The 25153-nt window shown below is 50.3% G+C and carries 25 protein-coding genes; 19 read left to right on the top strand and 6 right to left on the bottom strand.

Annotated elements, in window-relative coordinates; translation table 11 throughout:
* The first annotated feature begins 54 nt into the window (after nucleotides 1-54).
* The 12 genes from frsA to pgpA all read left to right on the top strand — a co-directional run bounded on the left by frsA (nucleotide 55) and on the right by pgpA (nucleotide 10642).
* A complete protein-coding gene (gene frsA / locus EA26_RS04055; RefSeq protein WP_039424402.1) occupies nucleotides 55-1305 on the top strand; it encodes an esterase FrsA in 1251 nt (416 codons plus the stop codon).
* 106 nt (nucleotides 1306-1411) lie between these two features.
* The gene (gene crl / locus EA26_RS04060) at nucleotides 1412-1801 is read left to right on the top strand and encodes a sigma factor-binding protein Crl (protein ID WP_039424405.1); all 390 of its coding nucleotides are present in this window, start codon (nucleotides 1412-1414) and stop codon (nucleotides 1799-1801) included.
* Between the two features lie 128 nt (nucleotides 1802-1929).
* Nucleotides 1930-3069, top strand: a complete 1140-nt coding sequence (gene proB / locus EA26_RS04065; RefSeq protein WP_039424408.1) for a glutamate 5-kinase — start codon at nucleotides 1930-1932, stop codon at nucleotides 3067-3069.
* 25 nt (nucleotides 3070-3094) lie between these two features.
* Nucleotides 3095-4345 (top strand): glutamate-5-semialdehyde dehydrogenase, encoded by a 1251-nt coding sequence (locus EA26_RS04070; RefSeq protein WP_039424411.1) that lies wholly within the window; start codon nucleotides 3095-3097, stop codon nucleotides 4343-4345.
* A 179-nt stretch (nucleotides 4346-4524) separates the two neighbouring features.
* Nucleotides 4525-4974, top strand: coding sequence for a transcriptional regulator NrdR (gene nrdR, locus EA26_RS04075; RefSeq protein ID WP_039424414.1), 450 nt, complete (start codon nucleotides 4525-4527; stop codon nucleotides 4972-4974).
* Between the two features lie 2 nt (nucleotides 4975-4976).
* The gene (ribD, locus tag EA26_RS04080) at nucleotides 4977-6089 is read left to right on the top strand and encodes a bifunctional diaminohydroxyphosphoribosylaminopyrimidine deaminase/5-amino-6-(5-phosphoribosylamino)uracil reductase RibD (protein ID WP_039424418.1); all 1113 of its coding nucleotides are present in this window, start codon (nucleotides 4977-4979) and stop codon (nucleotides 6087-6089) included.
* Nucleotides 6090-6746: a riboflavin synthase gene (locus tag EA26_RS04085; protein ID WP_039424421.1), complete on the top strand. Its 657-nt coding sequence runs from the start codon at nucleotides 6090-6092 to the stop codon at nucleotides 6744-6746.
* A gap of 95 nt (nucleotides 6747-6841) precedes the next feature.
* Complete coding sequence (gene ribBA, locus EA26_RS04090; protein WP_039424424.1) at nucleotides 6842-7951, top strand: bifunctional 3,4-dihydroxy-2-butanone-4-phosphate synthase/GTP cyclohydrolase II; 1110 nt, start codon at nucleotides 6842-6844, stop codon at nucleotides 7949-7951.
* A gap of 210 nt (nucleotides 7952-8161) precedes the next feature.
* Nucleotides 8162-8632, top strand: coding sequence for a 6,7-dimethyl-8-ribityllumazine synthase (gene ribH, locus EA26_RS04095; protein ID WP_039424426.1), 471 nt, complete (start codon nucleotides 8162-8164; stop codon nucleotides 8630-8632).
* Nucleotides 8632-9099, top strand: coding sequence for a transcription antitermination factor NusB (nusB, locus tag EA26_RS04100; RefSeq protein ID WP_039424429.1), 468 nt, complete (start codon nucleotides 8632-8634; stop codon nucleotides 9097-9099). Before ribH ends, nusB begins: the two co-directional genes overlap by 1 nt.
* 62 nt (nucleotides 9100-9161) lie before the next feature.
* Entirely contained in the window at nucleotides 9162-10139 is a 978-nt protein-coding gene (thiL, locus tag EA26_RS04105) for a thiamine-phosphate kinase (RefSeq protein ID WP_039428751.1), read from the top strand.
* Nucleotides 10136-10642, top strand: a complete 507-nt coding sequence (gene pgpA, locus EA26_RS04110) for a phosphatidylglycerophosphatase A (protein ID WP_039424432.1) — start codon at nucleotides 10136-10138, stop codon at nucleotides 10640-10642. The genes thiL and pgpA overlap by 4 nt, the downstream gene beginning before the upstream one ends.
* 85 nt (nucleotides 10643-10727) lie before the next feature.
* Here pgpA and dxs read toward each other — a convergent pair whose 3' ends face one another.
* From dxs to xseB, 3 genes are read right to left on the bottom strand one after another with little or no spacing between them, the layout of a single operon-like run.
* Nucleotides 10728-12593, bottom strand: coding sequence for a 1-deoxy-D-xylulose-5-phosphate synthase (gene dxs / locus EA26_RS04115; RefSeq protein WP_039424434.1), 1866 nt, complete (start codon nucleotides 12591-12593; stop codon nucleotides 10728-10730).
* A gap of 19 nt (nucleotides 12594-12612) precedes the next feature.
* Nucleotides 12613-13509 (bottom strand): (2E,6E)-farnesyl diphosphate synthase, encoded by an 897-nt coding sequence (ispA, locus tag EA26_RS04120; RefSeq protein ID WP_226978280.1) that lies wholly within the window; start codon nucleotides 13507-13509, stop codon nucleotides 12613-12615.
* An 8-nt stretch (nucleotides 13510-13517) separates the two neighbouring features.
* Entirely contained in the window at nucleotides 13518-13760 is a 243-nt protein-coding gene (gene xseB, locus EA26_RS04125; RefSeq protein WP_039424437.1) for an exodeoxyribonuclease VII small subunit, read from the bottom strand.
* 366 nt (nucleotides 13761-14126) lie between these two features.
* Here xseB and pomA point away from each other — a divergent pair, with 366 nt between their 5' ends.
* The 7 genes from pomA (at nucleotide 14127) to rlmM (ending at nucleotide 20853) form a co-directional block, all read left to right on the top strand.
* Nucleotides 14127-14888: a flagellar motor protein PomA gene (gene pomA / locus EA26_RS04130; RefSeq protein ID WP_039424439.1), complete on the top strand. Its 762-nt coding sequence runs from the start codon at nucleotides 14127-14129 to the stop codon at nucleotides 14886-14888.
* 15 nt (nucleotides 14889-14903) lie between these two features.
* Nucleotides 14904-15851, top strand: a complete 948-nt coding sequence (locus tag EA26_RS04135; RefSeq protein WP_039424440.1) for a flagellar motor protein MotB — start codon at nucleotides 14904-14906, stop codon at nucleotides 15849-15851.
* A 138-nt stretch (nucleotides 15852-15989) separates the two neighbouring features.
* On the top strand, nucleotides 15990-17438 hold the full coding sequence (thiI, locus tag EA26_RS04140; protein WP_039424443.1) for a tRNA uracil 4-sulfurtransferase ThiI: 1449 nt from the start codon (nucleotides 15990-15992) through the stop codon (nucleotides 17436-17438).
* 411 nt (nucleotides 17439-17849) lie between these two features.
* Entirely contained in the window at nucleotides 17850-18773 is a 924-nt protein-coding gene (locus EA26_RS04145; RefSeq protein ID WP_039424444.1) for a transcriptional regulator GcvA, read from the top strand.
* Nucleotides 18751-19377, top strand: a complete 627-nt coding sequence (locus EA26_RS04150) for an alpha/beta fold hydrolase (protein WP_039424446.1) — start codon at nucleotides 18751-18753, stop codon at nucleotides 19375-19377. Before EA26_RS04145 ends, EA26_RS04150 begins: the two co-directional genes overlap by 23 nt.
* Nucleotides 19367-19765: a DUF423 domain-containing protein gene (locus EA26_RS04155; protein ID WP_039424450.1), complete on the top strand. Its 399-nt coding sequence runs from the start codon at nucleotides 19367-19369 to the stop codon at nucleotides 19763-19765. The genes EA26_RS04150 and EA26_RS04155 overlap by 11 nt, the downstream gene beginning before the upstream one ends.
* On the top strand, nucleotides 19762-20853 hold the full coding sequence (gene rlmM / locus EA26_RS04160; protein WP_039424453.1) for a 23S rRNA (cytidine(2498)-2'-O)-methyltransferase RlmM: 1092 nt from the start codon (nucleotides 19762-19764) through the stop codon (nucleotides 20851-20853). Before EA26_RS04155 ends, rlmM begins: the two co-directional genes overlap by 4 nt.
* A gap of 223 nt (nucleotides 20854-21076) precedes the next feature.
* Here the strand turns inward: rlmM and xni are convergent, their stop codons facing one another.
* From xni to EA26_RS04175, 3 genes are all read right to left on the bottom strand, one after another.
* Complete coding sequence (gene xni, locus EA26_RS04165) at nucleotides 21077-21859, bottom strand: flap endonuclease Xni (RefSeq protein WP_039424456.1); 783 nt, start codon at nucleotides 21857-21859, stop codon at nucleotides 21077-21079.
* A gap of 62 nt (nucleotides 21860-21921) precedes the next feature.
* Nucleotides 21922-23298, bottom strand: a complete 1377-nt coding sequence (ppnN, locus tag EA26_RS04170; protein WP_039424459.1) for a nucleotide 5'-monophosphate nucleosidase PpnN — start codon at nucleotides 23296-23298, stop codon at nucleotides 21922-21924.
* A 261-nt stretch (nucleotides 23299-23559) separates the two neighbouring features.
* Nucleotides 23560-25119: a GGDEF domain-containing protein gene (locus tag EA26_RS04175; RefSeq protein ID WP_039424463.1), complete on the bottom strand. Its 1560-nt coding sequence runs from the start codon at nucleotides 25117-25119 to the stop codon at nucleotides 23560-23562.
* Between the last annotated feature and the right edge of the window lie 34 nt (nucleotides 25120-25153).

Raw genomic sequence — 25153 nt, forward strand, 5'->3', positions numbered from 1 at the left:
TGTTATACTGTTTCGCCTAAGTCTTTGATGTTAGCTAAGTGCCCTGAGTCATGTATGTCTGAAGAAGAAACCAGCAAAAACTTGTCTGAAACTCTGTTTGTGAAGCATAAACAGGCGAAAGAAACCTCGGCATTAACTCAATATATGCCAACCAGCCAGTCACTGCTGGACGAACAGAAAGCCAAAACGGGTTACGCTTGGTATCGAAACTTGCGCCGTTTGCAGTGGGTATGGCAGGGCGTTGACCCTATCGAGCAAGAGCAAGTTTTGGCCTCTATCGCCTCTTCAAAACACTCCCGCACGGACGAGCAGTTGCTGGATACCGTCATGGGTTATCACAGTGGTAACTGGGCTTATGAGTGGACAAAACTGGGGATGTTGCATCAAAAGCGAGCTGCTGAGATGTCTAAGGAAAAAGCGGCAGAAGAGCTGTTTTCCGCCTCACTTTGCTACAGCATTGCCGGATACCCTCACCTTAAAAATGACAATTTAGCCCTGCAAGCTCAGGTGCTGGCAAATCGCGCTTATCTCGAGGCCGCAGAGAAGAGTCAATACATCATCAAGCAACTGGAGATCCCTTACGAAAAGGGCACTATTGTTGCTCATCTGCATTTGACTAATACCGATAAACCGCATCCGGTGGTGATCGTCAGTGCAGGCCTCGACAGCTTGCAAACCGATATGTGGCGACTGTTTCGTGATCATCTGGCTAAACATGACATTGCTATGCTAACGGTAGACATGCCGTCCGTCGGCTACAGCGCCAAATGGCCGTTAACCGAGGACTACAGTTGTCTACATCAAGCTGTATTGAATGAACTGTTTTCCATTCCTTATGTGGACCACCACCGTGTTGGCCTGATTGGATTTCGTTTTGGTGGCAACACTATGGTGCGCTTATCTTTCCTTGAGCAGGAAAAAATCAAAGCGTGTGTGACGCTCGGCGCGCCGATTCATCATGTATTTGCTTCACCGCAAAAACTGCAAAGCATGCCGAAGATGTATCTCGATGTCCTCGCTTCGAGGCTTGGCAAAAATGTCGTGGATATTTACAGCCTCTCCGGGCAAATGGCGGCGTGGTCTTTAAAAGTGCAAGGATTCCTCTCAAGCCGCAAAACCAAAGTGCCGATCTTGGCAATGAGTTTAGAAGGCGACCCCGTTTCTCCCCATTCAGACAATCAGTTAGTTGCGCTTTACAGCAATTATGGCAAAGCGAAGCAAATTAGCGCCAAAACAATTACACAAGGATATGAGCAATCCCTCGATTTGGCGATAAAGTGGCTGGAAGATGAACTATTAAGGTGACAAACCTCCTAATTTAGTTAAGAGTGAAATAGGAGTTTAATAAAATAACCTCATGATAAATAAAAATTATTGTCATTCTTAACATTGAAGAAAATGGAGATTCAATATGTCAGAAGTGACGAATAACCCAACTCACAACCGTTTGTTGACCAAACTGCGTGCGATGGGGCCTTACCTGAGAGATCCTCAGTCTAAGGAAGGGCATTACTACTTTGACTGCTTGTCTGTTTGTGTAGATGATCGAAAATCCCCTGAACTGCGTGAGTTTTGGGGCTGGTGGATGGTGCTTGAATCTGTCGAAGGGGGATTCACGGCAAAATACCATGCGGGAAAATACGATACTGACGGAAATTGGCTCAATGAAGCGCTGCCTAAAAAAGTCGCGACGGAAGTGAATCAAACTCAGCACTGTTTTCATGCCAAGCTGGTGAAAACCTTGGATGAACAGTTTAAGTTAACCGTCGCCTATCATGATGAGTCGGTAGAATTTGTCTGATTTTCTAAGGCTTGCGCTCTAACAATTAAAAAGGTGCGATTTTCGCACCTTTTCTGCTTGTGAATTGCCGATTAGATTGCTAAAACAACCACTCTTATCTTAATTTGTGTTTCATTTCAGAAGACATCATGACTACGAATCAACAAAGCAGCGCAGCATTCCAGGCAAAAACGGTCGTTGTGAAGCTGGGCACCAGTGTGTTAACCGGCGGGACATTGGCTCTTGACCGAGCTCATATGGTTGAGCTAGCTCGCCAGTGTGCAGAACTCAAAAAGCAAGGCCATTCGGTGGTCGTTGTTTCGTCAGGGGCAATTGCTGCCGGGCGAGAGCACTTAGGTTACCCGGCGCTGCCCAATGCGATGGCGAGCAAGCAGTTGCTGGCTGCTGTTGGGCAAAGCCAGTTGATTCAGACGTGGGAATCGTTGTTCGCCATCTACGGAATAAAAATCGGCCAGATGCTGCTCACTCGTGCGGATCTAGAAGATCGCGAGCGTTTTCTTAACGCGCGTGACACCATCAATGCCTTGGTCGAAAACGACATCATTCCGGTGGTGAACGAAAATGATGCCGTGGCCACCAGCGAAATTAAAGTCGGCGACAACGACAACCTCTCTGCCTTAGTGGGTATCTTGTGTGGCGCAGATAAGCTTTTACTGCTCACCGATCAAAAAGGGCTATTTACGGCCGATCCACGTAAAGATCCCAACGCGGAGCTGATCAAAGAAGTGAAAACCATCGATGACACGTTACGTAAGATCGCAGGCGGGAGTGGCACCACGCTTGGCACTGGCGGCATGGCGACCAAACTGCAAGCGGCCGATATTGCTCGCCGCGCTGGTATTGAAGTCATCATCGCTGCTGGCCGCGCAGAGAACGTGATTTTTGATTCACTGGGCGATGCGCCGCAAGGCACACGCTTTTTGCCATGCGAAGAGGCATTGGAAAACCGTAAACGCTGGATCTTGGCTGGCCCTGCTGCTTCAGGTGACATCGTCATCGACGGCGGCGCGGTGAAAGCGGTGCTGGAAAAAGGCAGCAGTCTGCTGGCAAAAGGGGTCACTAAGGTGTTGGGCGAGTTTTCTCGCGGTGAAGTGGTCCGCATCACCAATGAACAAGGCCAGCTGATCGCTCGTGGTATCGCCAGCTATTCGCACCAAGATATGGCAAAAATCGCAGGGAAACACAGTAAAGACATCATCTCTATTTTGGGCTACGACTATGGTTCAGAAGTGATTCACCGTGATGACATGGTGGTGATTCAAGAATAGTCGGCAACAGCAAAGAGGATTTCAGGTGGAATTGACCAATTTAGGCAAAGCGGCAAAAGAGGCAGCTTTTCAACTCGCGACCGCCTCCACGGCGCAGAAAAACCGTGCATTGGCGCTGATTGCCGATGAGCTTGAGGCTAACGCAGCGGATATTTTAGCAGCGAATGCCAAAGACATTGAACTGGGGCGTCAGGCGGGTTTAAGCGACGCTATGCTGGATCGTCTGCTTCTTAATGAGCAGCGCTTGCATGGCATCGCTAACGATGTACGTAACGTCATCAGCCTTGCTGATCCAGTCGGTAGTGAGATTGATAGTAAAGTGTTGGAAAACGGCATGCAGCTTTCTCGCCGCCGCGTGCCATTAGGTGTGGTTGGCGTTATTTATGAAGCGCGCCCGAATGTGACCATTGATATCGCGGCGCTGTGTCTGAAAACGGGTAATGCCAGCATTCTACGTGGTGGGAAAGAGACGTTCTTCTCCAACATGGAACTGGTGAATGTAATTCAATCGGCACTGGCCAAAGCCAAGCTGCCAGCCGCATCGGTGCAGTATATTGAAAAGCCTGATCGCGAGTTGGTCAATCAACTGCTGAAAATGGATGAGTACGTGGACATGATCATTCCACGCGGCGGTGCTGGTCTGCACAAAATGTGCAAAGAGAACAGCACCATTCCGGTCATCATCGGCGGTTTTGGTATCAGTCATATTTTTGTCGATGAGAGCGCAAACCTAGAAAAATCACTCGACGTCGTTGAAAACGCCAAAGTGCAGCGCCCATCGGCGTGTAACTCGCTGGACACGCTGTTAGTCCACCAACAGGTTGCAGCGGAGTTTCTGCCTATGCTGGTGGCGCGTTTGAATGACAAAGTGACGTTTGTCGCAGAGCCGAAAGCGAAAGCGTTGATGGGAAGTGCAGACCATCTGCGCGATGCACAAGAGGGCGACTTTGACACGGAATGGCTAAGCTACACACTGGGCGTGAAAGTGGTGGCGGATGTGGCCCAAGCGATTGAACACATGCGTGAGCACAATGCCAGCCATTCGGATGCGATCATGACCAACAGTTTGGAAAATGCTGAGCGCTTTATTAACTCAGTGGATTCGGCGGCGGTGTACGTCAACGCGTCTACCCGTTTTACCGATGGCGCGCAATTTGGCCTTGGCGCTGAAGTGGCCGTGTCAACGCAAAAACTGCACGCCCGTGGCCCGATGGGTTTGGAAGAGCTCACCAGCTACAAATGGGTCGGCAAAGCCAATTACCTGCCACGCAGTTAACATAACCTGCGAATATCAGCGCGAAAGGGGCCATCATGGCCCCTTTTTGTTTTATTCGCTTAGGCAATTCCGCTACACTAGCTCACATTTCATCACTCGAATTAGGCTGAATAAAACAAGCGAAAAGTCCATTTTTGCTCCTCGAGTGTTGACCGGCTTATCCATTATTGGGAGGTGATATGCATTGTCCCTTTTGTTCCGAAAACGACACCAAAGTGATCGACTCTCGTTTGGTGGCCGACGGGCATCAAGTCCGCCGTCGTCGTCAATGTTTAGCGTGTAATGAACGCTTTACCACATTTGAAACCGCTGAATTGCTGATGCCGAAAGTGATCAAGTCCAACGGCAATCGTGAACCATTCAATGAAGACAAAATGGTCGGTGGCATCCAGCGTGCACTAGAAAAACGCCCAGTGAGCGCTGATGCGATTGAACTGGCGATCAGCATGATCAAATCTAAGCTCAGAGCGACTGGTGAGCGGGAAGTGCCGAGTAAAATGATTGGTAACTTAGTGATGGAGCAGCTCAAATATCTCGATAAAGTGGCTTACATCCGTTTTGCCTCTGTCTACCGTAGCTTTGAAGATATTCGCGAGTTTGGCGAAGAGATCGCGAGGTTAGAAGATTAGCCATGAACCCATCCCCATTTACCGCTTTTGATTACCAAATGATGACTCGGGCGATTGCCCTTGCCAAGCGGGGCATCTATACCACTGCGCCAAACCCGAATGTGGGCTGTGTGTTGGTGCGTGACGGAGAAATTGTCGGCGAAGGTTATCACGCACGAGCTGGCGAGCCACATGCGGAAGTGCATGCCCTGCGCATGGCGGGCGAAAAAGCACGCGGCGCAACGGCGTATGTGACCTTAGAGCCTTGTTCTCACTATGGCCGTACTCCACCGTGTGCCGAAGGCCTGACTAAGGCGGGCGTAGCGAAAGTGATTGGTGCGATGCAAGATCCCAATCCGCAAGTGGCCGGACGCGGTTTTCAAATGCTGCGAGATGCCGGTATTGACGTGCACGTCGGCCTCATGGAAGCCGAAGCTGTCGCTCTCAACCCTGCTTTTATTAAGCGCATGCAAACGGGCATGCCGTTTGTGCAGTTGAAAATGGCGGCATCTTTAGATGGGCAAAGTGCGCTTAGCAACGGTCAAAGCCAGTGGATCACCTCCGCGAATGCCCGTCGTGACGTACAACGGTTTCGCGCCAAAGCGGGAGCGATTTTATCGACCAGTAAAACCGTGATTGAAGATAACGCCTCACTCAATGTGCGTTGGTCTGAGCTGCCCGCTTCAGTGCAAGCGCACTATGAAGAAAGTGACCTGCGCCAGCCTGTGCGAGTGATTTTGGATCGTCAGTCGCAACTCACTTCTTCGCTCAAACTTTTCCAAACGCCTGGAGAACGAGTGATCGTCAGTCCACTTGGCGATCTTGCCCCAGAGTTTGATGAGCAAGGCTGTCTGGATCTGACTCGTACGCTGCAAAGCCTTACCCACAAATTCAACGTCAATCATGTCTGGGTTGAAGCTGGGGCCACTTTGGCTGGTGCTCTGCTCAGCAAAGGTTTGGTTGATGAGTTGATTGTCTACCTAGCCCCTAAGTTAATGGGCAGTGATGGTCGCGGGCTGATTGGCGCACTTGGTCTGAGCAATATGGCGCAAGTGATGGATTTAACCATTAAAGATGTACGCATGGTCGGCCCTGATATCCGCATCATCGCGACTCCTAAAGAGAAAGAAAATTAAATGTTTACAGGAATTATCGAAGCCGTAGGCACGCTGACGGCGATCACTCCGCGCGGTGAAGACATCAGTGTGACAGTGCAAACTGGTAAGCTGGATATGTCGGATGTGAAGCTAGGCGACAGTATAGCCACCAATGGCGTTTGTCTGACCGTGATTGATTTTGGCCCGAACTATTACAGCGCCGATCTCTCCCTAGAGACGCTGAAAAAAACCGGTTTTGCGCATTATCAGGTAGGCTCCAAAGTCAATTTAGAGAAAGCCATGTTGCCAACCACCCGTTTTGGTGGACACATCGTTTCGGGGCATGTTGATGGCGTCGGGGAAATTGTTGAGCGCAATCAGGTTGGCCGGGCGATCGAGTTCTGGGTACAGATGCCTGCAGAGATAAGCAAATACGTCGCCGAAAAAGGCTCGATTACGGTTGATGGCATCAGTCTTACCGTCAATGACCTGCGTAAAAACGCCTTTAAGCTGACGATCGTACCGCACACGGGCGAAGAGACGACCATCAATGATTTCCACGTTGGGCGCAAAGTGAATCTGGAAGTGGATGTGCTAGCGCGCTACATGGAGCGTCTGTTGCAAGGAAATCAGGCGCAAGAGGCACCTGAATCTCGCCTTACGATGGAGTTTCTGCAACAGAATGGTTTTGCTTAGTTCACAGAACGTTAGCACGCTTATTGACACATTGAGACGATAATTCAGACTACACAGAATCTAACGCTCTGCACTTAATTGACAGGAAAGAGACTATGCCGATCAGCACTCCACAGGAAATTATCGACGATATCCGTTTGGGGAAAATGGTTATCCTCATGGATGACGAAGACCGTGAAAACGAAGGCGACCTGATCATGGCCGCAGAACACATTTCGCCTGAAGCGATTAATTTTATGGCGACCCATGGGCGCGGCCTGATTTGTCTGACCATGACCAAAGAGCGCTGCAAGCGTCTTGGCTTGCCACCAATGGTGCAGGACAATAACGCCCAGTACACCACCAATTTTACCGTCTCGATTGAAGCGGCCGAAGGGGTGACCACCGGGATTTCTGCTGCTGATCGCGCGCGTACCGTACAAGCTGCGGTTGCCAAAGAAGCGAAAGCGGCGGATCTGGTTCAGCCGGGGCACATTTTTCCTCTCGCGGCGCAAGATGGCGGTGTGTTAACTCGCGCAGGTCATACCGAAGCAGGATGTGATTTGGCGCGCCTTGCCGGGTTGGAGCCTGCCTCCGTGATTGTCGAGATCCTCAATGATGACGGCACTATGGCGCGTCGCCCAGATTTAGAACTGTTTGCTGAAAAGCATGGTTTGAAGCTCGGCACCATCGCTGATCTAATCGAGTATCGTAACAACACTGAAACCACCATCGAGCGTGTCGCACAGTGCCAACTGCCGACGGAATACGGCGAATTTACGTTGGTGACTTATCGCGACATCATCGATCAGCAGATCCATTTTGCTCTGTGCAAAGGCGATTTAAAACAAAACACACCATTGGTGCGCGTGCATTTGCAAGACACCTTTACCGATCTATTGCGCAGTGACCGCAATGCTGAGCGCAGCTGGACGCTCGATAAAGCGATGGCCCGTATCGGCCAAGAGGGTGGGGTGTTGGTTATTCTTGGCAACGAAGAGTCGCCGGAACTTTTGATCCACCGCGTGAAAATGTTTGAAGCGCAAGATAAAGACGATGCGCCGAAGCTGGCGAAAAAGCAGGGCACATCACGCCGTGTTGGGGTTGGCTCTCAAATTCTGGCCGATCTTGGTGTGCATGACATGCGTCTGCTCTCCTCATCAAACAAGAAGTACCATGCGCTGGGCGGCTTTGGCCTCAACGTGGTTGAGTACGTGTGTGAATAGCCAACTGACGTTCGTGTGACCGATAAGAGAAACGCAGCCCACGTTTGGCTGCGTTTTTTTACCTGAGTTTTTCCTTCTAACGGACTAAAACCGACAGATAACAGCCCCGCTGGCAGGATAATCGGCGGCGAAATACCATTAGATATTGCTCACAAATTTGTGCTAGAATCCGGCGATTCTTACTTGATGAACATAGTTAAAGGAAGGCTTATGAAAGTGATCGAGGGTGGCTTCCCCGCGCCAAACGCAAAAATTGCTATCGTTATTTCTCGTTTCAACAGTTTTATTAACGAAAGTTTATTGTCTGGTGCCATCGATACTTTAAAGCGTCACGGACAAGTTAGCGATGACAACATCACTGTCGTACGTTGCCCTGGTGCAGTTGAACTTCCTCTGGTTGCTCAACGTGTTGCTAAAACTGGCAAGTATGATGCGATTGTTTCTCTGGGCACAGTTATCCGTGGTGGCACGCCGCATTTTGACTATGTTTGTAGTGAAATGAATAAAGGTCTGGCACAAGTGTCGATGGAATTTAGCATTCCAGTCGCATTTGGTGTCTTGACTGTTGATACGATCGATCAAGCTATTGAACGCGCAGGAACCAAGGCTGGTAACAAAGGTGCAGAGGCTGCACTGAGCGCGCTTGAGATGATCAACGTTCTTTCTGAAATCGATTCCTAATGGGGGCCAGTGTGAAACCAGCCGCACGTCGTAATGCACGTCAATTCGCTTTACAAGCAATTTACTCATGGCAAATTACTAAAGAAAATGTTGCCACAATCGAAGAGCAATTTTTGTCAGGTGAAAAGTACGATGAAGAAGAACATCGCGCTGCTGAGCCTGCCTTGGCTGCTCCTGAAACTGACGTTGCATACTTCCGTGACTTGTTGACCGGTGTTGTATTGAGTCACGCGGAACTGGATAGCAAGATTCGTCCTTACGTTTCACGCCCTATGCAGGATCTGGATATGATGGAGCTGGCATTGCTCCGTCTGGCAATGTACGAAATGACGCGCCGTGAAGATGTCCCTTACAAAGTGGTCATCAACGAAGCGATTGAACTAGCGAAAGTGTTTGCGGCAGAAGATAGCCACAAATTCGTCAACGGTGTGCTGGATAAAGCCGCACCGCATGTTCGCAAAAAGTAACAAGCGTTCTACAGAAAAGGTCAGCACTCGCTGACCTTTTTTATACAAAGGAAAGGATTTTGATCTCAGGCGAATTTAATCTGATTGAAAAATACTTCGTTGGCCGTCAGGCACAACGTAAAGATGTTTACCTTGCCGCTGGAGACGACTGTGCTCTGGTAAAACCGCTCGCCAATGTGCAACTCGCTATCAGCACCGATACCCTAGTTTGCGGTACTCATTTTTTACCCGAAGCCGATCCGGCTTGGGTGGCGCACAAGGCGCTGGCGTCGAATATCAGTGATTTGGCGGCCATGGGCGCGACACCTGCGTGGGTCTCTTTGGCGTTAACCATGCCAGAACCAGACGAAACTTGGCTTGCGCCTTTTTGTGATGCGTTCTTCAAGCTAGCCGACTATTTTGGCATCCAGCTGATTGGCGGTGATACCACCAAAGGGCCACTGAGTTTAACCCTGACGGTGCAAGGTTACGTTCCCGAAGGAAAAGCGCTCAAGCGCAGTGGCGCGAAACCGGGGGACTACGTGTTTGTGACGGGCACCTTGGGGGATGCCAAAGCGGGGCTTGATGTGATTCTCAATAGCGCGCAGCGCAGCCGTCCTGCGGCTTTAGCACTGGAGAAGGCGCATTACCTGAGCATGCCGCGCATTTTGGCCGGACAAGCCTTGGTGGGGCTGGCATCGGCGGCGATTGATATTTCCGATGGTCTGGTTGCGGATCTGGGCCATATTCTGCAGCGCTCAGGCGTCGGCGTGAGCATCGACGTCTCGAAACTGCCTATCTCCCCTGAGCTGCTTTCATTTCTCGATGATCGAGAAACGGCGCAGCAATATGCGCTCACCAGCGGCGAAGAGTACGAACTCTGTTTCACCGTCCCAGAAGAGAGTCGCGGCTCGTTAGAAAGTTCGCTGGCGCATGTTGGTTGCAAAGTCACCTGCATTGGACAAATTCGCCCGCAAGGCTTTTTTGAGCTGCATGACAACGGCACTAAGTTGGATTGGCAACTCAGCGGTTTTGACCACTTTAAGGGGCAAAGCAAATGAGTAACCCGTTGGCGAAGCTCTCATTGAGTAATCCTTGGCATTTGCTGGCCACCGGTTTTGGTAGTGGTTTGTCGCCAGTGGTCCCCGGTACCATGGGGACGCTGGCTTCCGTGCCCTTTTTCCTTCTGATGGCTTACCTGCCATTACCCATCTATCTATTGGTTGTACTGCTAGCGTGTGTGGTGGGAATAAAAATCTGTCAAGTGACCTCGGCGGATATGGGCGTGCACGATCACGGTTCGATAGTGTGGGATGAATTTGCCGGTTTTTGGATCACTATGCTGATTGTGCCTGCGCTCAATATTCCGTTGAGTGAATGGCAATGGCTGGTGAGCGGTTTTGTGCTGTTTCGCTTTTTCGACATGGTTAAGCCGTGGCCCATTGGCTGGCTGGATAAACGAGTACATGGCGGCTTAGGGATTATGCTCGATGACATTGTGGCGGGCGTAATGTCAGCGGTGGCTCTCTACTTGGTGGGATACTACGCAGGCTGGTTAAGTTAAGCGGCGTTAGGTATGGCAATGTGAGTGTTGGAAAACAAAAAGGGTTGGCAAATTGAGCCAACCCTTTTTCATTGCTAGGAGCGAACTATTTAGCTAGATAAGCCAAAATCGCCTGCTCAATACCATTGGCATCTAGTCCTAGCTCTTGATGCAGCTCTTCTTGGGTCCCTTGAGGAATAAACTTATCCGGCAGACCGAGATTGAGTACAGGTTTGATGAGTTTTTCCTGCATCAAAAATTCCACTACACCGGCACCAGCACCGCCAGCGATGGCATTTTCTTCCACGGTGACAATCACATCGTGTGTGGCAACCAGTTGGCGGATCAGCGCTTCATCAAGCGGTTTAACAAAACGCATGTCCGCGACGGTCGCGTTAAGGTTATCGGCTGCTTGGAGGGCATTTGCCAAGAAGGTGCCGAAGCTGAGAATCGCCACTTTCTCACCCGTTCGGATGAGGCGGCCTTTGCCAATTTCGAGGGTGGTAAACGCCTCTTCAATCGGTGTGCCCATGCCACTGCCGCGAGGATAACGTACTGCGCTCGGACCGTTATGCTGGTGGCCAGTGTAGAGCATTTGGCGGCATTCGTTCTCATCACTTGGCGCCATGATCACCATGTTGGGAATGCAGCGCAGGTAACTCAAGTCGAATGCACCTTGGTGAGTTTGACCATCCGCACCGACCAATCCCGCGCGGTCGATAGCAAACATCACTGGCAAGTTCATAATGGCCACATCATGAATCAACTGATCATAGCCACGTTGCAAGAAGGTCGAATAGATGGCGACGATAGGCTTGTAACCGCCAATTGCCATGCCGGTTGCCAGCGTCACAGCGTGCTGTTCGGCAATCGCCACATCGAAATATTGCTCTGGGTACTCTTTGGAGAAACGCACCATGCCAGAGCCTTCACGCATGGCCGGAGTGATCGCCATTAACTTGGGATCCTGCGCCGCCGTATCACAAAGGAAATCACCGAAGATATTCGAAAAGCTCGGCTTGCCGCCGCTGCTTTTGGGCAAACTGGTGCGTGCGGGATCAAACTTAGGTACGCCGTGATAACCGATCGGATCTTTCTCAGCTGGCTCGTAGCCCTTGCCTTTTTTGGTCATCACATGCAAAAACTGCGGGCCTTTTAGCTCACGCATGTTTTTCAGTGTTTTCACCAGTTCCGTGACGTCATGGCCGTCAATCGGGCCGATGTAGTTAAAGCCCAACTCTTCAAACAGCGTGCCCGGCACAACCATGCCTTTGAGGTGCTCTTCAGTGCGGCGCACCAGCTCCTTAATTGGAGGCACGCCAGAGAGGACCTTCTTACCGCCTTCACGAATCGAGGTGTAAAAATTGCCAGACAGGAGACGCGCTAGATGGTTGTTGAGTGCACCAACATTTTCAGAAATCGACATCTCATTGTCATTGAGGATCACTAACATATCCGCGTGCACATCACCTGCGTGGTTCATCGCTTCAAAAGCCATGCCCGCGGTAATGGCGCCATCGCCAATCACGCTCACGACTTTGCGATTTTGCCCCTCTTTTTCCGCGCAGATGGCCATTCCCAACGCAGCGCTGATGGAGGTGGAAGAGTGGCCGACAGACAGGGTGTCGTACTCACTCTCTTCGCGCCAAGGAAACGGATGCAAACCGCCTTTTTGTCGAATCGTGGACATTTGCTCACGGCGGCCAGTAAGAATTTTGTGCGGATAGGCTTGGTGGCCCACATCCCAGATCAACTGATCAAAGGGTGTGTTGTAGACGTAATGCAGAGCGACTGTGAGTTCGACTGTGCCAAGACCGGAGGCTAAGTGGCCGCTTGACTGACTGACGGAGTTAAGCAGATAGGTACGCAGCTCATCGCACAGCGTTGGCAGTGTCTCTTTAGGGAGCAGACGCAGCTCCTGAGGGTCTTCTGCCAGTGCCAGTGTTGGGTACTTTGAAATATCAAGAGTCATAAATATGCGCGCTTATAGTTTAGTTCTTGCGCTCGACGACGTATCGGGCGAACTCTTCGAGTAATTGGGTATTGTATGGGATTGCATCTAAAGCTTGAAGTGCTTCCTGTAACAGAGTGTGAGCTTTCTCAATAGCGCCGTCTAAACCAAGCAAGGCAGGATAGGTACTTTTGTTGAGCTCTTGGTCGGAACCTTGCGGTTTTCCGAGCGTTTCGGTGTCACTGATGATGTCCAAAATGTCATCTTGCACTTGAAACGCGAGGCCAACGGCGGCGGCGTATTGGTCTAGTTGCGGCAGAATGTCACGCCCTTTTTCTCCCGCGGCGAGCGCGCCAAGCCGAACTGCGCAGCGCATCAGAGCGCCAGTTTTATTGCGATGGATCTCTTCCAGCTCTTCTAGGCTGACCAAGCGGTTTTCCGCAGCCAGATCGAGCGCTTGTCCAACACACATGCCTTGAGCGCCGGAGGCTTCTGCGAGTGCTTGAACCATACGTACGCGCTGCGACTCGCCTTGTGCAGACAAGGTCCCTTCAGCAAGAATGGAGAAGGCCAGAGTTTGCAGCGCATCGCCGGTGAGAATGGCGGTCGCTTCGTCAAACTTAATATGGCAGGTTGGCTGGCCGCGGCGCAGCTCATCGTCGTCCATGGCCGGGAGATCATCATGGATCAGAGAATAGGCATGAATACACTCAATGGCGCAAGCGGGCGTATCAAGATCTTGTGGCGCGCAGCCGAGCATCTCGCCAGTAATGTAAACCAGAAAGGGGCGAGCGCGTTTGCCACCCAAAACGAGACCGTACCGCATCGCCTGGATCAGCGCCTGGTTTTGGTGCGGCAAACCGTCCAACCAATGATTGAGTTGTTCATTATTGCGCTTTTGATACGACGTCAATACGTCAACTATAGAATTATTCATGCAAAAAATTACTCTGACGGAATAGTGAAATCGCTCAGCGGCGCTTGATCATCTTCGCTAAGAAGAATGCTGACACGTTGTTCTGCTTCGCTGAGTTTCGCTTGGCTGGCTCTGGCGAGCGCTATCCCACGCTCAAATTTTTTCAGCGCATCGTCTAAGGTCAAATCACCGTTTTCCAGTTGATCTACCAAACCGTCCAGCTCTTCGATGGTTGCCTCGAAGGACATGTTTTCTGGTTTCTTCGTCGCCATACTGTTTCTGCCTTGTAAAGAATGCCCGAAAGTTACCTTAGCGTGCTTGCTTGGTCAAATTTAAGCAGGGAAATTTATCTGAAATTGAGGGCAACTATTATAGAGAAATCGAGCGAGAACAAAAACAAGCTTCCACTCCTAACAAATGGCAGTAAACTTGCTCAAGCCGATGGCAGTAAATAGGCTATCGTCGTACACTTGCTTTAGTCGTGAAGCGTGGTGGTTGACGGAGATTTTGCCGCTTACCGCCTTTTTTGTGATTCAATAGCCAAGTTTTTACTAAAAGAAGCTTAATCGTTGTCGATAAAAGAAATAATCTGTTTTTTCCCACAGCAGTAAAAACATAAATAGCATGAGGAGTGCTTTGTGGATTTAGCAACCCTTTTAGGTTTGATTGGTGGCCTTGCGTTCGTTGTCATGGCGATGATTCTTGGCGGCAGCATCATGATGTTCGTCGATGTGACCTCCATCCTGATTGTTGTCGGTGGATCGGTTTTTGTTGTGTTGATGAAGTTCACAATGGGGCAGTTTTTCGGCGCGGCCAAAATCGCTGGCAAAGCTTTTATGTTTAAGGCCGATGAGCCGGAGGATTTGATTGCCAAAATTGTTGAAATGGCAGACGCGGCGCGAAAAGGCGGCTTCCTCGCTCTGGAAGAGATGGAAATCTCCAACAGTTTTATGCAAAAAGGAATCGATTTGCTCGTGGATGGTCATGATGCCGATGTGGTCCGAGCTGCATTGCAAAAAGACATTGCGCTGACCGATGAACGTCACACCCAAGGAACGGGGGTATTTCGCGCCTTTGGTGACGTTGCCCCGGCGATGGGCATGATCGGTACACTGGTTGGTCTGGTGGCGATGCTATCTAACATGGATGACCCTAAGTCGATCGGCCCTGCGATGGCGGTTGCGCTTTTAACGACCTTGTACGGAGCAATCTTGTCTAACATGGTGTTTTTCCCTATTGCTGACAAACTGGCGCTGCGCCGTGACCAAGAGACGCTCAATCGCCGCCTGATTATGGACGGCGTACTCGCGATTCAAGATGGGCAAAACCCACGAGTGATTGACGGCTATCTGAAAAATTATCTCAATGAGAGTAAGCGTGCTCTCGACATTAACGAGTAATCACGGGAGTGAGTGATGGACGATGAAGAGAAGTGTAAATGTCCCCCTCCCGGCTTGCCGTTATGGATGGGAACATTCGCTGACTTGATGTCATTGCTGATGTGTTTCTTCGTGTTGCTGCTGTCGTTTTCTGAGATGGATGTACTTAAGTTTAAGCAGATCGCAGGTTCGATGAAATTTGCTTTTGGGGTACAAAACCGTCTTGAGGTGAAAGACATTCCCAAAGGCACCAGCATTATTGCCCAAGAGTTTCGCCCTGGGCGACCCGAGCCAACGCCAATTGACATCATCATGCAACAGACGATCGATATTACCCAACAGACGTTGGAGTTTCACGATGGTGAATCGGATCGCGCGGGCGGTACGAAGCGCGATGAAGGAAAACTGACCGGCGGTCAGTCGCCGGAAACCTCGACGCAAAGCAATCAAAATACTCAGGAAGAACGCCAGCAGCAGCAAGCCGAGTCCATGTCGCAAGAGATGGAAACGGTGATGGAAAGCATTAAGAAAGCATTGCAGCGAGAGATAGAGCAGGGCGCGATCGAGCTAGAGAACCTTGGCCAGCAAATTGTCATTCGTATGCGAGAAAAAGGCGCCTTCCCTGAAGGTTCTGCATTCTTGCAACCCAAGTTTCGCCCGTTGGTAAGGCAAATTGCCGAATTGGTTAAAGATGTGCCGGGCATAGTGCGCATTTCTGGCCATACCGACAGTTTGCCGTTGGATTCGGAACTGTACCGTTCTAACTGGGATCTCTCTGCGCAGCGTGCGGTGTCGGTGGCGCAAGAGATGGAAAAGGTGCGTGGTTTCTCCCATCAACGCTTGCGTGTGCGGGGAATGGCAGATACTGAGCCATTGGTTGCCAATGACACTGACGAAAACCGAGCGAAGAACCGTCGGGTAGAGATCAGCATCATGCAAGGGGAGCCACTCTATAGCGATGAAATACCAGCGGTTCCTCAATAACCACCAGTAATCACCTAGGCGAGCAGCAATGCTCGCCTTTTTTATGGGTATAATTCGTGTATAATCTTGCGCCCTAACGCCGACACCTTCGCAGCAACGCGGGTGTTCTTTGATAGCCAACAGATTGCGAATCGAACTATGAAATTTATTGTAAAGCCCCATCCAGAAATTTTTGTAAAGAGTGAATCGGTACGTAAGCGCTTTACCAAGATTCTTGAGAGCAACATCCGTATCATTATTCAGAATCGCACTGAATCTGTGGCTGTATTTAACCGTCGCGACCACATCGAAGTGGCCGCGAACAGTGACCAATATCGTCAGCAAGTGTTGGAAATTCTCACCAGCACGCCGGGCATCCAACAGATATTGGAAGTGCAGCAATCTGACTTTAACGACCTGCATCATATCTATGAGCAGGTGTTGGAGCTCAATCGCGAGCGCATTGAAAACAAAACTTTTGTGGTGCGCGCTAAGCGCCGTGGCAAACACGATTTCACTTCGATTGAACTTGAGCGTTATGTCGGTGGTGGTTTAAACCAAGCCGTTGCGAGTGCATCGGTCAAGCTGCATAACCCAGAAGTGACCATCAAAGTTGAAGTGATTGACGATAAGCTCAATCAGATCCTCGCGCATTACAAAGGGCTGGGCGGTTTCCCTCTCGGCACTCAGGAAGATGTTCTCAGCCTGATCTCTGGCGGTTTCGACTCAGGTGTATCGAGCTATCTGCACATCAAGCGCGGTTCAAAAGTGCATTACTGCTTCTTCAATCTCGGCGGCCCGGCTCATGAGATTGGCGTGAAGCAAGTCGCTCACTACCTGTGGAACAAATACGGTTCCTCAGCCAAGGTGCGTTTTATCTCGGTCGATTTTGAGCCTGTGGTGGGCGAAATCTTAGAGAAAGTCGAAGATGGTCAGATGGGTGTGGTACTCAAGCGTATGTTTATGCGCGCAGCGGGCATGGTTGCGGAGAAGTTTGACATTCAAGCTTTGGTGACGGGGGAAGCGCTGGGGCAGGTGTCGAGCCAAACCCTGACCAACTTGCGTCATATCGATAACGTGACCGACCGTTTGATTTTGCGCCCTCTGATTAACTGGGACAAAGATGAGATCATCAAACTGGCGCGTGACATTGGCACCGAAGATTTTGCCAAGACCATGCCTGAATACTGTGGTGTGATCTCGAAAAAACCGACCGTTAAAGCGGTGAAAGAGAAGCTGGAAGCAGAAGAAGCCAACTTCGATTTTGCGATTCTCGAGCAAGTGGTGCGCAATGCCCGTCAGATGGATATTCGCGACATTGCCAAAGAGTCTGAGCAGGCTGCGCCGGAAGTTGAGCAAGTTCAAGCGATTGAAGAACATGCCGTTGTGCTTGATATCCGCAGTCCGGATGAAGAGGATGATAACCCTCTGGAAATCGAAGGTATCGAGGTTAAGCACATTCCGTTTTACAAGCTCAGCACTCAGTTTGGTGACTTAGACCAATCGAAAACCTACCTGCTCTATTGTGCGCGTGGGGTGATGAGCCGTTTGCAAGCGCTGTATTTGCAAGAACAAGGCTTTAAGAACGTGAAAGTGTATCGCCCATAGTTCGCTGAGAATCTATCAAAGCCCATGAAATCCGAGTGTTGTCACTCGGATTTTTTCTTGCCTGTAGTTTTTTATTACTTGTTAGTTTTAACGGGGTAAAGGTGTTTTCGACAGATAAAAAAACACCGCCGAATATAGGCGGTGTAACAAATTTGACAGACAGGTCAAAAATAAATACAGGAAGTATATGTTTTGTCACAGGGAGTGAGACAAAACATCATGGTAGAAATCTACCTAACTCGAAATACGAGTTTGCAAACACAACATCGCAACAACTAAGCCAATTGATTCTAAAGAGAATCAAGCCGTTCAGGCCAGCGTTGCGGGGTGAAATATAGAATTTCTCTGGCTGTTCCACAACGGACAATTTATAATGTTTCAGATTAAAAAAACTAATGGTAAGTAAGTTGTATGTCACGTAGATTACCGCCACTGAACTCGCTTCGCGTGTTCGAAGCCGCCGCCAGACACCTCAGTTTCACCCGCGCTGCGGAGGAGCTTTTTGTTACTCAAGCCGCCGTCAGTCACCAGATTAAAGCATTAGAAGAGTTTCTCTCCTTAAAGTTATTTCGTCGCCGTAATCGCTCTTTGCTGCTCACCGAAGAAGGGCAGAGCTATTTTCTCGACATCAAAGACATTTTTACTGCCTTATCCGAAGCGACCGATAAAGTGCTGGAACGTAGCGAAAAAGGGGCTTTGACCATCAGTCTGCCGCCGAGTTTTGCCATTCAATGGTTGGTGCCGCGCTTAGCCGATTTTAACACGCAGCAGCCCGATATCGATGTCCGGATAAAAGCTGTGGATATGGATGAAGGCTCTTTGACCGACGACGTTGATGTGGCGATTTACTATGGAGCCGGATATTGGCCCGGGCTGCGTGCCGACAAACTCTATCAGGAGTATCTGATCCCGCTCTGTTCACCTTCGTTACTTTTGAGCAACAAACCATTAGAATCTCTAAGTGACTTGAAACATCACACCCTACTGCATGACACCTCGAGAAAAGACTGGAAACAGTTTGCCAAAGAAAACGGTTTAGATGAGGTGAATGTCAATCAAGGGCCGATCTTCAGCCACTCCACCATGGTGTTGCAGGCGGCAGCGCACGGCCAAGGAGTCGCGCTCGGCAACAACGTGTTGGCGCGGCCAGAAATGGAAGCCGGGCGCTTGATTGCCCCGTTTGATGAAATCTTGCTCTCTAAGAATGCCTTTTATGTGGTTTGTCATGATCAGCAGGCGGAGATGGGACGCATCGCCACGTTCCGCGATTGGATGTTAGCAACCGCACGTAAAGAACAAGAAGAGGTGTTGGATGAGTCTGCCCTACATGGTTGATGGTCCTGAAGATGGGCCAGTGTTTATTTTTGCCCATGGTGCAGGCGCGCCGATGGATCACGCCTTCATGACCCTTGTGGCGCAAGGGTTGGCCGCCAATGGCATTCGTGTGATCCGTTTTAATTTTCCCTACATGGACAAGCGTGCGCAAGATGGTAAAAAGCGGCCGCCAGATCGTGCGCCGAAACTGCTCGAAGCGTTTGTTGACGTGATTGAATCGGTTACATCGGTTCCGGTAGTGATTGGCGGCAAGTCGATGGGCGGTCGTATGGCCAGCCTGCTTGGCGACCATCCACTGGTCAGCGCCATCGCCTGCCTCGGTTTTCCGTTTCATCCTCCGGGTAACGCGGAAAAGTTCAAAGGTGAACACCTTGCGGTGATAACTAAACCCACGCTGATCCTGCAAGGCGAAAGAGACACGTTTGGCACTCAAAGCGAGTGCGCTGAGTATCCGCTTTCTCCGGCGGTGCAGATGCGGTTTTTACCCGATGGTGACCACAGCTTTAAGCCGAGAAAACGCTCAGGGCTGAGTGAGCAGGACAATATCAATACGGCGGTTGTGCAGTTAACCGCCTTTATTCAAGGAATGCAAAATGAGAAGTAAGTGGTTACTCGCCTTTGTTGGCGCTTCTGCCGCGACAGCGGTGGCGTTGGGGGCTTTTGCCGCGCACGGTTTGAAAAGCAGCTTAGCGCCCTATTTGCTCGAGGTGTTTGAAACCGGAGTGACGTATCAGTTCTGGCACACCTTGGCGATTGCACTGTGCGCACTGCTGCTTCGCAGCGCGTTGCCAAGTAAAGCGCAAAACTATTTTTTCATCGCCGCGATTTGCTTTATCATCGGCATCTTTTGCTTTAGTGGCAGCTTATACGCGTTAGCGTTGACGGGGATAAAATGGTTTGGCCCTGTAACGCCACTGGGTGGATTGATGTTTATGGTCGGCTGGCTGGTGTTTATGCTCGCGGCTTTGAAAACGAACGAGGTATCTAAGTGAAACAGTTAATGCTCTATTGTCGCCCCGGCTTTGAGAAAGAGTGCGCCGGTGAGATTCAAGATAAAGCGACTCAGCTAGAGGTTTATGGCTTTCCACGCGTGTTTAAAAACGCAGGATACGTGCTGTTTGAGTGCTACCAAGCAGGCGATGCCGACAGGCTGGCTCGTGAGTTGGATTTCAACGCGTTGATCTTTGCAAGGCAGATGTTTGCTGTCGCAGCGGAGTTTACCGAACTGCCTGCCGAGGATCGCATTAGCCCGATTTTATCTCAGCTTGAGGAAGTCGATAGCTTCCCCATGTGTGGTGAGCTGCGTATCGAAACGCCAGACACCAATGAAGCGAAAGAGCTGCTGAAGTTTTGTCGTAAGTTCACGGTGCCAATGCGTCAGGCCTTGCGCGGAAAAGGTTTCCTTATGACGAAAGAGCATGCGAAAAAGCCTGTGTTGCACGTTTGCTTTGTGGCCTCAGGGCACTGCTTTGTTGGGTATTCCTACTCGGATAACAATTCGCGCTTCTTTATGGGCATCCCTCGTCTGAAGTTTCCCGCCGATGCGCCAAGTCGCTCAACCCTGAAGTTGGAAGAGGCGTTTCACGTCTTTATTCCTCGCGAAGAGTGGGATACCCGCTTAGCTTCGGGGATGTGGGCAGTCGATCTCGGTGCGTGTCCGGGCGGTTGGACTTATCAACTGGTCAAGCGTTCGATGTTTGTTCACTGCGTGGATAACGGCATGATGGCAGAAAGCTTAACGGAAACCGGCCAGATCCGTCATCACATGGTCGATGGCTTTAAGTTTGAGCCCGATCGTAAGAACGTCACTTGGTTGGTGTGCGACATGGTAGAAAAGCCAGCGCGTGTTGCTCACTTAATGGGGCAGTGGATCCTCAAAGGTTGGGCTAAAGAAGCGATCTTTAATCTTAAATTGCCAATGAAAGGTCGCTACGACGAGGTGTTGCAAGATATTGAAAACCTGAAAATGTTCCTGATTGAGAACAAGGTGAAATTCAGATTGCAAGCCAAACACCTTTATCACGACCGTGAAGAGATCACCGTACACGTGCAGTGTTTATCCAATATTTCGCCGCATTAACGCAGCTAAAACAGAAACGCTCCTCGGAGCGTTTCTTTGTTCTAATGGCTTTAAAATTAAATCATGAGTTCGATGTAGTCGACATCTCTCATAAGCGTTGTTGAAAGCGGAATTTAAGATGACTTTGTAGCCATGCGCTCGCGATCACCACGCTGTATAAGAGGTAAGCATAGGAGGCCAATTTACAGGGGGAAATGGGCGAGTTGGGCTTACTAGCCGAGCTCTATTGCGATGAAGGCGAGGTGCTAAAGCGCAGATCTTGCAGATTAAAGCCAAGTTCAATATCGGTTTTTAACGCGGAGACCTGTTTGCAGCGGCGCGCTTGATCAATATGCAGGTCAAACTTTTTCCGGTATTTAGCGGGCAGCGCATCACTTTGATTGGCTTGTTCTATGTCATCAAACTGTGTGAGTATCTCTTTGGCTGCCTTCGGGCCAATACCGGGAATGCCGGGCACTTGGCTTGAGCTGATGCCCGCCAAGCCCCAATAGTCGGCGAGCTGTGTCGGTTTGACACCAAACTCGTTGGCAATAAATGGCTCATCTAACCAGCGATGCTGAAAGTAATCACGGATTTGCAGGGTGGGAGAAAGCAGTTGGCAATAGCCTTTATCGGTAGAGATGATCGTTACTTTTTCGCCGTGACTGGCGACTTTTTGCGCCAGTGTTGCCACCAGATCGTCGGCTTCATCCCCTTCGGAAAGCAAAGAGTCAATACCCATTTGCCACCAAGCGTCTTGAATTTTTTCTAGCCCCCGCAGCAAGGGTTCTGGCATGGGTTTGCGTCCTTGCTTGTATTCAGGCAAGATTTTGGCGCGCCAGCCTCGGTCAGTGCCTAGGTGGTCAAACACGGCGACAATATGGGTGGGTTGCGCTTCACGGATAATCCGTTGCAGTGTTCTGCCAGTATTGGTGATGGTATTGGCGATGTCGTTCGGATCGGGCTGAGCGGAGTGGACCCGGCGGATAAGGTTGAGCGCATCGATGATAACAAGATGAATAGCCATAACAAAATACTGCAAAAAGAAAAGGGGCCAATGGCCCCTGAGTGTAACGGAAAATCCCTGCGCTATCGACCACCGTTTGAGCTTGGTGCGATTTTGTAGCAAGGCACATAAGCGCTGCCACCGGGCAATTTCATACGATGTTGCGAGACGAAATCTCGCAGCAGTTTGTCCATCTTTTTCATTAAAACCGGATCGCCATCAATCACGAAAGGCCCTTTACGTTCGATTTCGCGAATGCCTTCCGCCTTGACGTTACCCGCCACAATCCCAGAGAAAGCTCGACGCAGATTGGCGGCCAGCACTTGCGGCTTTTGATTCAGATGCAAATCTAAGCTCGCCATCGAATCGTGGGTCGGCTCAAACGGCAACTGGAACTCAGGTTCAATTTTGAGAGACCAGTTGTAGCTGTAAGCGTCGCCGGTGTCTTTACGATGCTGACGCACTTTACTCATCGCCTGTTTCATGACTCGCGCTACTTCCGCGGGGTTGTCAATGATGATTTGGTAGTGCTTACGCCCTTCTTCGCCTAAGGTATCGCCGATAAAGGCATCGATTGAACGGAAGTAGGCTTCACTCTCTTTCGGGCCTGTCAAGACGATCGGCATCGGCTGTGTGGCGTTTTCCGGATGCATCATGATACCGAGGATATAAAGCAGCTCTTCGGCGGTGCCCGGACCACCGGGGAAGATGATGATGCCGTGAGCCATGCGCACAAACGCTTCCAACCGTTTTTCAATGTCTGGCATGATCACCAGTTCATTGACAATTGGGTTTGGCGGCTCAGCAGCAATGATCGATGGCTCAGTCAAGCCGAGGTAGCGTTGATGGGCGTAGCGCTGCTTGGCATGACCAATGGCCGCGCCTTTCATTGGCCCTTCCATCGCACCCGGCCCACAACCCGTACAGATGTTCAGCTCACGCAGCCCGAGTTCGCTGCCGACTTCACGCGTGTATTGATATTCTGTTGGGTTGATAGAGTGTCCCCCCCAACACACCACAAGGTTCGGCTCTATGCCGGGGATCAGTGCGCCTGCGTTGCGCAAAATCGCGAACACCAGGTTGGTGATGTGCGTGGCGTTGGTCAGATTCAAGCGCTGGCTGTCGGCCAAATGCATGTTGACATAAACGATGTCACGTAGCACGGCAAACAGGTGCTCTTGAATGCCCTTGATGATCTCGCCATCGACAAAAGCGTGCTCTGGCGGGTTGGTCAGTTCCAACTTAATGCCACGCTCACGGCGCACCACGTTGACATCAAAGGACTGATATTTGTCCAGCAGCTCTTTGGAGTTGTCGGTGTGGCTACCGGAGTTGAGTACCGCTAGTGTACAGTTGCGGTACAGTTGGTACAGTTCGCTAGAGGCGGTTTTTTTTAGGCGCTCAACTTCCAGCTGAGAGAGCAGATCCATACTTCCTGCAGGGCTGATATGAGTAATCATAAGGCCTCCTTGCTTAGCGTTGTGGTTATTAGCATCGTGGTTAATAGTGGCAATCCGAGCCCTGTAGATAACGTCGCTGTAGAAATTGGCGAATGAGAGTGCAGGCTGGATTGCTGCCACAGAGCCATGCTCTGTGGCACAAAATTAATGGCAGTTTTGTTAGCTTAGCAAAGGATGGTGGAAAAGAAACGTGATAACTAGTTGAAAAATCAGAACCTGACGGAGATGTTAGGTTCGTCTGCTGCATTTTTGTGCAATTGTTCAGCGCCAGTAGAGCTGATTCAAGCCGCGTTGTTTACTCTCTTTGAGCATGGTGCCTAAGCGATCTACGACATATTCTGGGTTATCCGCTTCACCAAACGCGGTGGAAACCGCACTGAGTGTGATGGTGATCTGTTGCTCGCGAAACTTAAACGGCAGTTTGCTGATTTCGCTTTGGATTTTTTTCACCAAGTTCAGCGCGTATTCATCGGTTTGCTCGGGAATCAGCAGAATAAACTCTTCGCCACCAAAGCGGGCAACCGTATCGGTGTCTGCGGCGACTTTACGGATGGTGCGTGCAATGATTTTCAGCGCTTTGTCGCCGGCGGTGTAGCCGTAGCTGTCGTTAATCGCTTTAAAGCTATCGATGTCGAGCAGCACGACTCGTAAGTTGTGTTGCGCGCGGATCCAACGTCGATATTCCAGCTCCAAACGGTCATTAAACGCCGTGCGGTTATACACTTTGGTGAGTGGATCGAGCAGCATACGCTGCGCCTGATCCTCCAAGCGGCGGCGATAATCTTGAGTGACTTCAAATACCGCTTCAAGCTGATGTTGTCCATATTGCAACCGCTCTTGCAGCACCTGCTCTTTTTCTTCAGCGAGGCTCAAGCGCTGCGAAAGTGATTCAATCTGCGCCAGAAGTGGTGAAACCGTGGCTTTGAGCTGCTCAAGTTCGGTGGCGCTATCGACCGAAAAGCGACTTTTGGCCACCAATTTGCCTAGCTCTTTATTAAATTGCTGGCGCTGCTCAAAATAAGTTTGGCTTTGATCGACATTCTGATGGGAGGTTTTTAGATTGGCAGCAAGTGAAGCGTTGAGCTGTTCGAGAAACTGCTCTGACGCTTTGCGCTCGAAATGGGTCCCTTCAATGACCAATTTCAAAACCTGCAAAGTGAGTTCGATCAACGCTTCTGCTGAGACACCGAGTAACAGCTTAGTGCGGATATCGAGCAGCAAATCGCCCGACTCACCTTCAAAGTCTAACTCGGTAATTGCGTTTTGCAGCTCTGTGGCTAAGCAGTCCAACTGATTTCTGTCGAGGCTGTTTTGCTCATTAAAGTTGAACCGAGAGTTGGAGGTGATGATTTTTAACGCGCGTTCATAGATATTGAGCAGCTTGACCGCGTGATCGACATTGCGTCCTTGGCCATGGCTAAACCCCATCAGGTTGCGCAGTTCGCGTTTGAGTTGCGCGGGCAAGCCCGCTACGCGTTGCAGGGTTTCGCCACTGTGCTTTAATTGCTCGTCAAGAAAACTGGTCTGTTTATCCATAGCCACGGTTCGTTGTCTCAGCATTCTTTCCAGCACTACCAAGCGCGGGAGCAAACGACTGATATCTTTTTGTTGTTCCAGCTCGCGCTGGATAGCCTGTAAATTTTGACTCAGTGTAGCATCAGACACCTGACAGGCGGCACTCAGCGAAGTCACAATTCGCTTGAGAACAAGCTGTTCGCGTTTGAATTTGAGTGATGTGTCACGATGTGTCAGCCTGAGTTGGTCTAATTGACAACTTAACTGATGCAGTTGCGCTTGAATATCCGATTCCAAAATGCCCATTGTGAACGACAACACAGTCCATGTACTACTTAAC

The sequence above is a fragment of the Vibrio navarrensis genome (assembly GCF_000764325.1).
Classification (GTDB): domain Bacteria; phylum Pseudomonadota; class Gammaproteobacteria; order Enterobacterales; family Vibrionaceae; genus Vibrio; species Vibrio navarrensis.

What these genes read in the sequence shown, in the direction of transcription:
- nusB (WP_039424429.1), top strand. Translation starts at nt 8,632, where the DNA reads ATGGGGGCCAGTGTGAAACCAGCCGCACGTCGTAATGCACGTCAATTC.
- thiI (WP_039424443.1), top strand. Translation starts at nt 15,990, where the DNA reads ATGAAATTTATTGTAAAGCCCCATCCAGAAATTTTTGTAAAGAGTGAA.
- ribH (WP_039424426.1), top strand. Translation starts at nt 8,162, where the DNA reads ATGAAAGTGATCGAGGGTGGCTTCCCCGCGCCAAACGCAAAAATTGCT.
- EA26_RS04145 (WP_039424444.1), top strand. Translation starts at nt 17,850, where the DNA reads ATGTCACGTAGATTACCGCCACTGAACTCGCTTCGCGTGTTCGAAGCC.
- crl (WP_039424405.1), top strand. Translation starts at nt 1,412, where the DNA reads ATGTCAGAAGTGACGAATAACCCAACTCACAACCGTTTGTTGACCAAA.
- pgpA (WP_039424432.1), top strand. Translation starts at nt 10,136, where the DNA reads ATGAGTAACCCGTTGGCGAAGCTCTCATTGAGTAATCCTTGGCATTTG.
- ribD (WP_039424418.1), top strand. Translation starts at nt 4,977, where the DNA reads ATGAACCCATCCCCATTTACCGCTTTTGATTACCAAATGATGACTCGG.
- EA26_RS04085 (WP_039424421.1), top strand. Translation starts at nt 6,090, where the DNA reads ATGTTTACAGGAATTATCGAAGCCGTAGGCACGCTGACGGCGATCACT.
- ppnN (WP_039424459.1), bottom strand. Translation starts at nt 23,298, where the DNA reads ATGATTACTCATATCAGCCCTGCAGGAAGTATGGATCTGCTCTCTCAG.
- xni (WP_039424456.1), bottom strand. Translation starts at nt 21,859, where the DNA reads ATGGCTATTCATCTTGTTATCATCGATGCGCTCAACCTTATCCGCCGG.
- EA26_RS04150 (WP_039424446.1), top strand. Translation starts at nt 18,751, where the DNA reads ATGAGTCTGCCCTACATGGTTGATGGTCCTGAAGATGGGCCAGTGTTT.
- EA26_RS04155 (WP_039424450.1), top strand. Translation starts at nt 19,367, where the DNA reads ATGAGAAGTAAGTGGTTACTCGCCTTTGTTGGCGCTTCTGCCGCGACA.
- dxs (WP_039424434.1), bottom strand. Translation starts at nt 12,593, where the DNA reads ATGACTCTTGATATTTCAAAGTACCCAACACTGGCACTGGCAGAAGAC.
- proB (WP_039424408.1), top strand. Translation starts at nt 1,930, where the DNA reads ATGACTACGAATCAACAAAGCAGCGCAGCATTCCAGGCAAAAACGGTC.
- frsA (WP_039424402.1), top strand. Translation starts at nt 55, where the DNA reads ATGTCTGAAGAAGAAACCAGCAAAAACTTGTCTGAAACTCTGTTTGTG.
- EA26_RS04175 (WP_039424463.1), bottom strand. Translation starts at nt 25,119, where the DNA reads ATGGGCATTTTGGAATCGGATATTCAAGCGCAACTGCATCAGTTAAGT.
- ribBA (WP_039424424.1), top strand. Translation starts at nt 6,842, where the DNA reads ATGCCGATCAGCACTCCACAGGAAATTATCGACGATATCCGTTTGGGG.
- EA26_RS04135 (WP_039424440.1), top strand. Translation starts at nt 14,904, where the DNA reads ATGGACGATGAAGAGAAGTGTAAATGTCCCCCTCCCGGCTTGCCGTTA.
- xseB (WP_039424437.1), bottom strand. Translation starts at nt 13,760, where the DNA reads ATGGCGACGAAGAAACCAGAAAACATGTCCTTCGAGGCAACCATCGAA.
- ispA (WP_226978280.1), bottom strand. Translation starts at nt 13,509, where the DNA reads ATGAATAATTCTATAGTTGACGTATTGACGTCGTATCAAAAGCGCAAT.
- nrdR (WP_039424414.1), top strand. Translation starts at nt 4,525, where the DNA reads ATGCATTGTCCCTTTTGTTCCGAAAACGACACCAAAGTGATCGACTCT.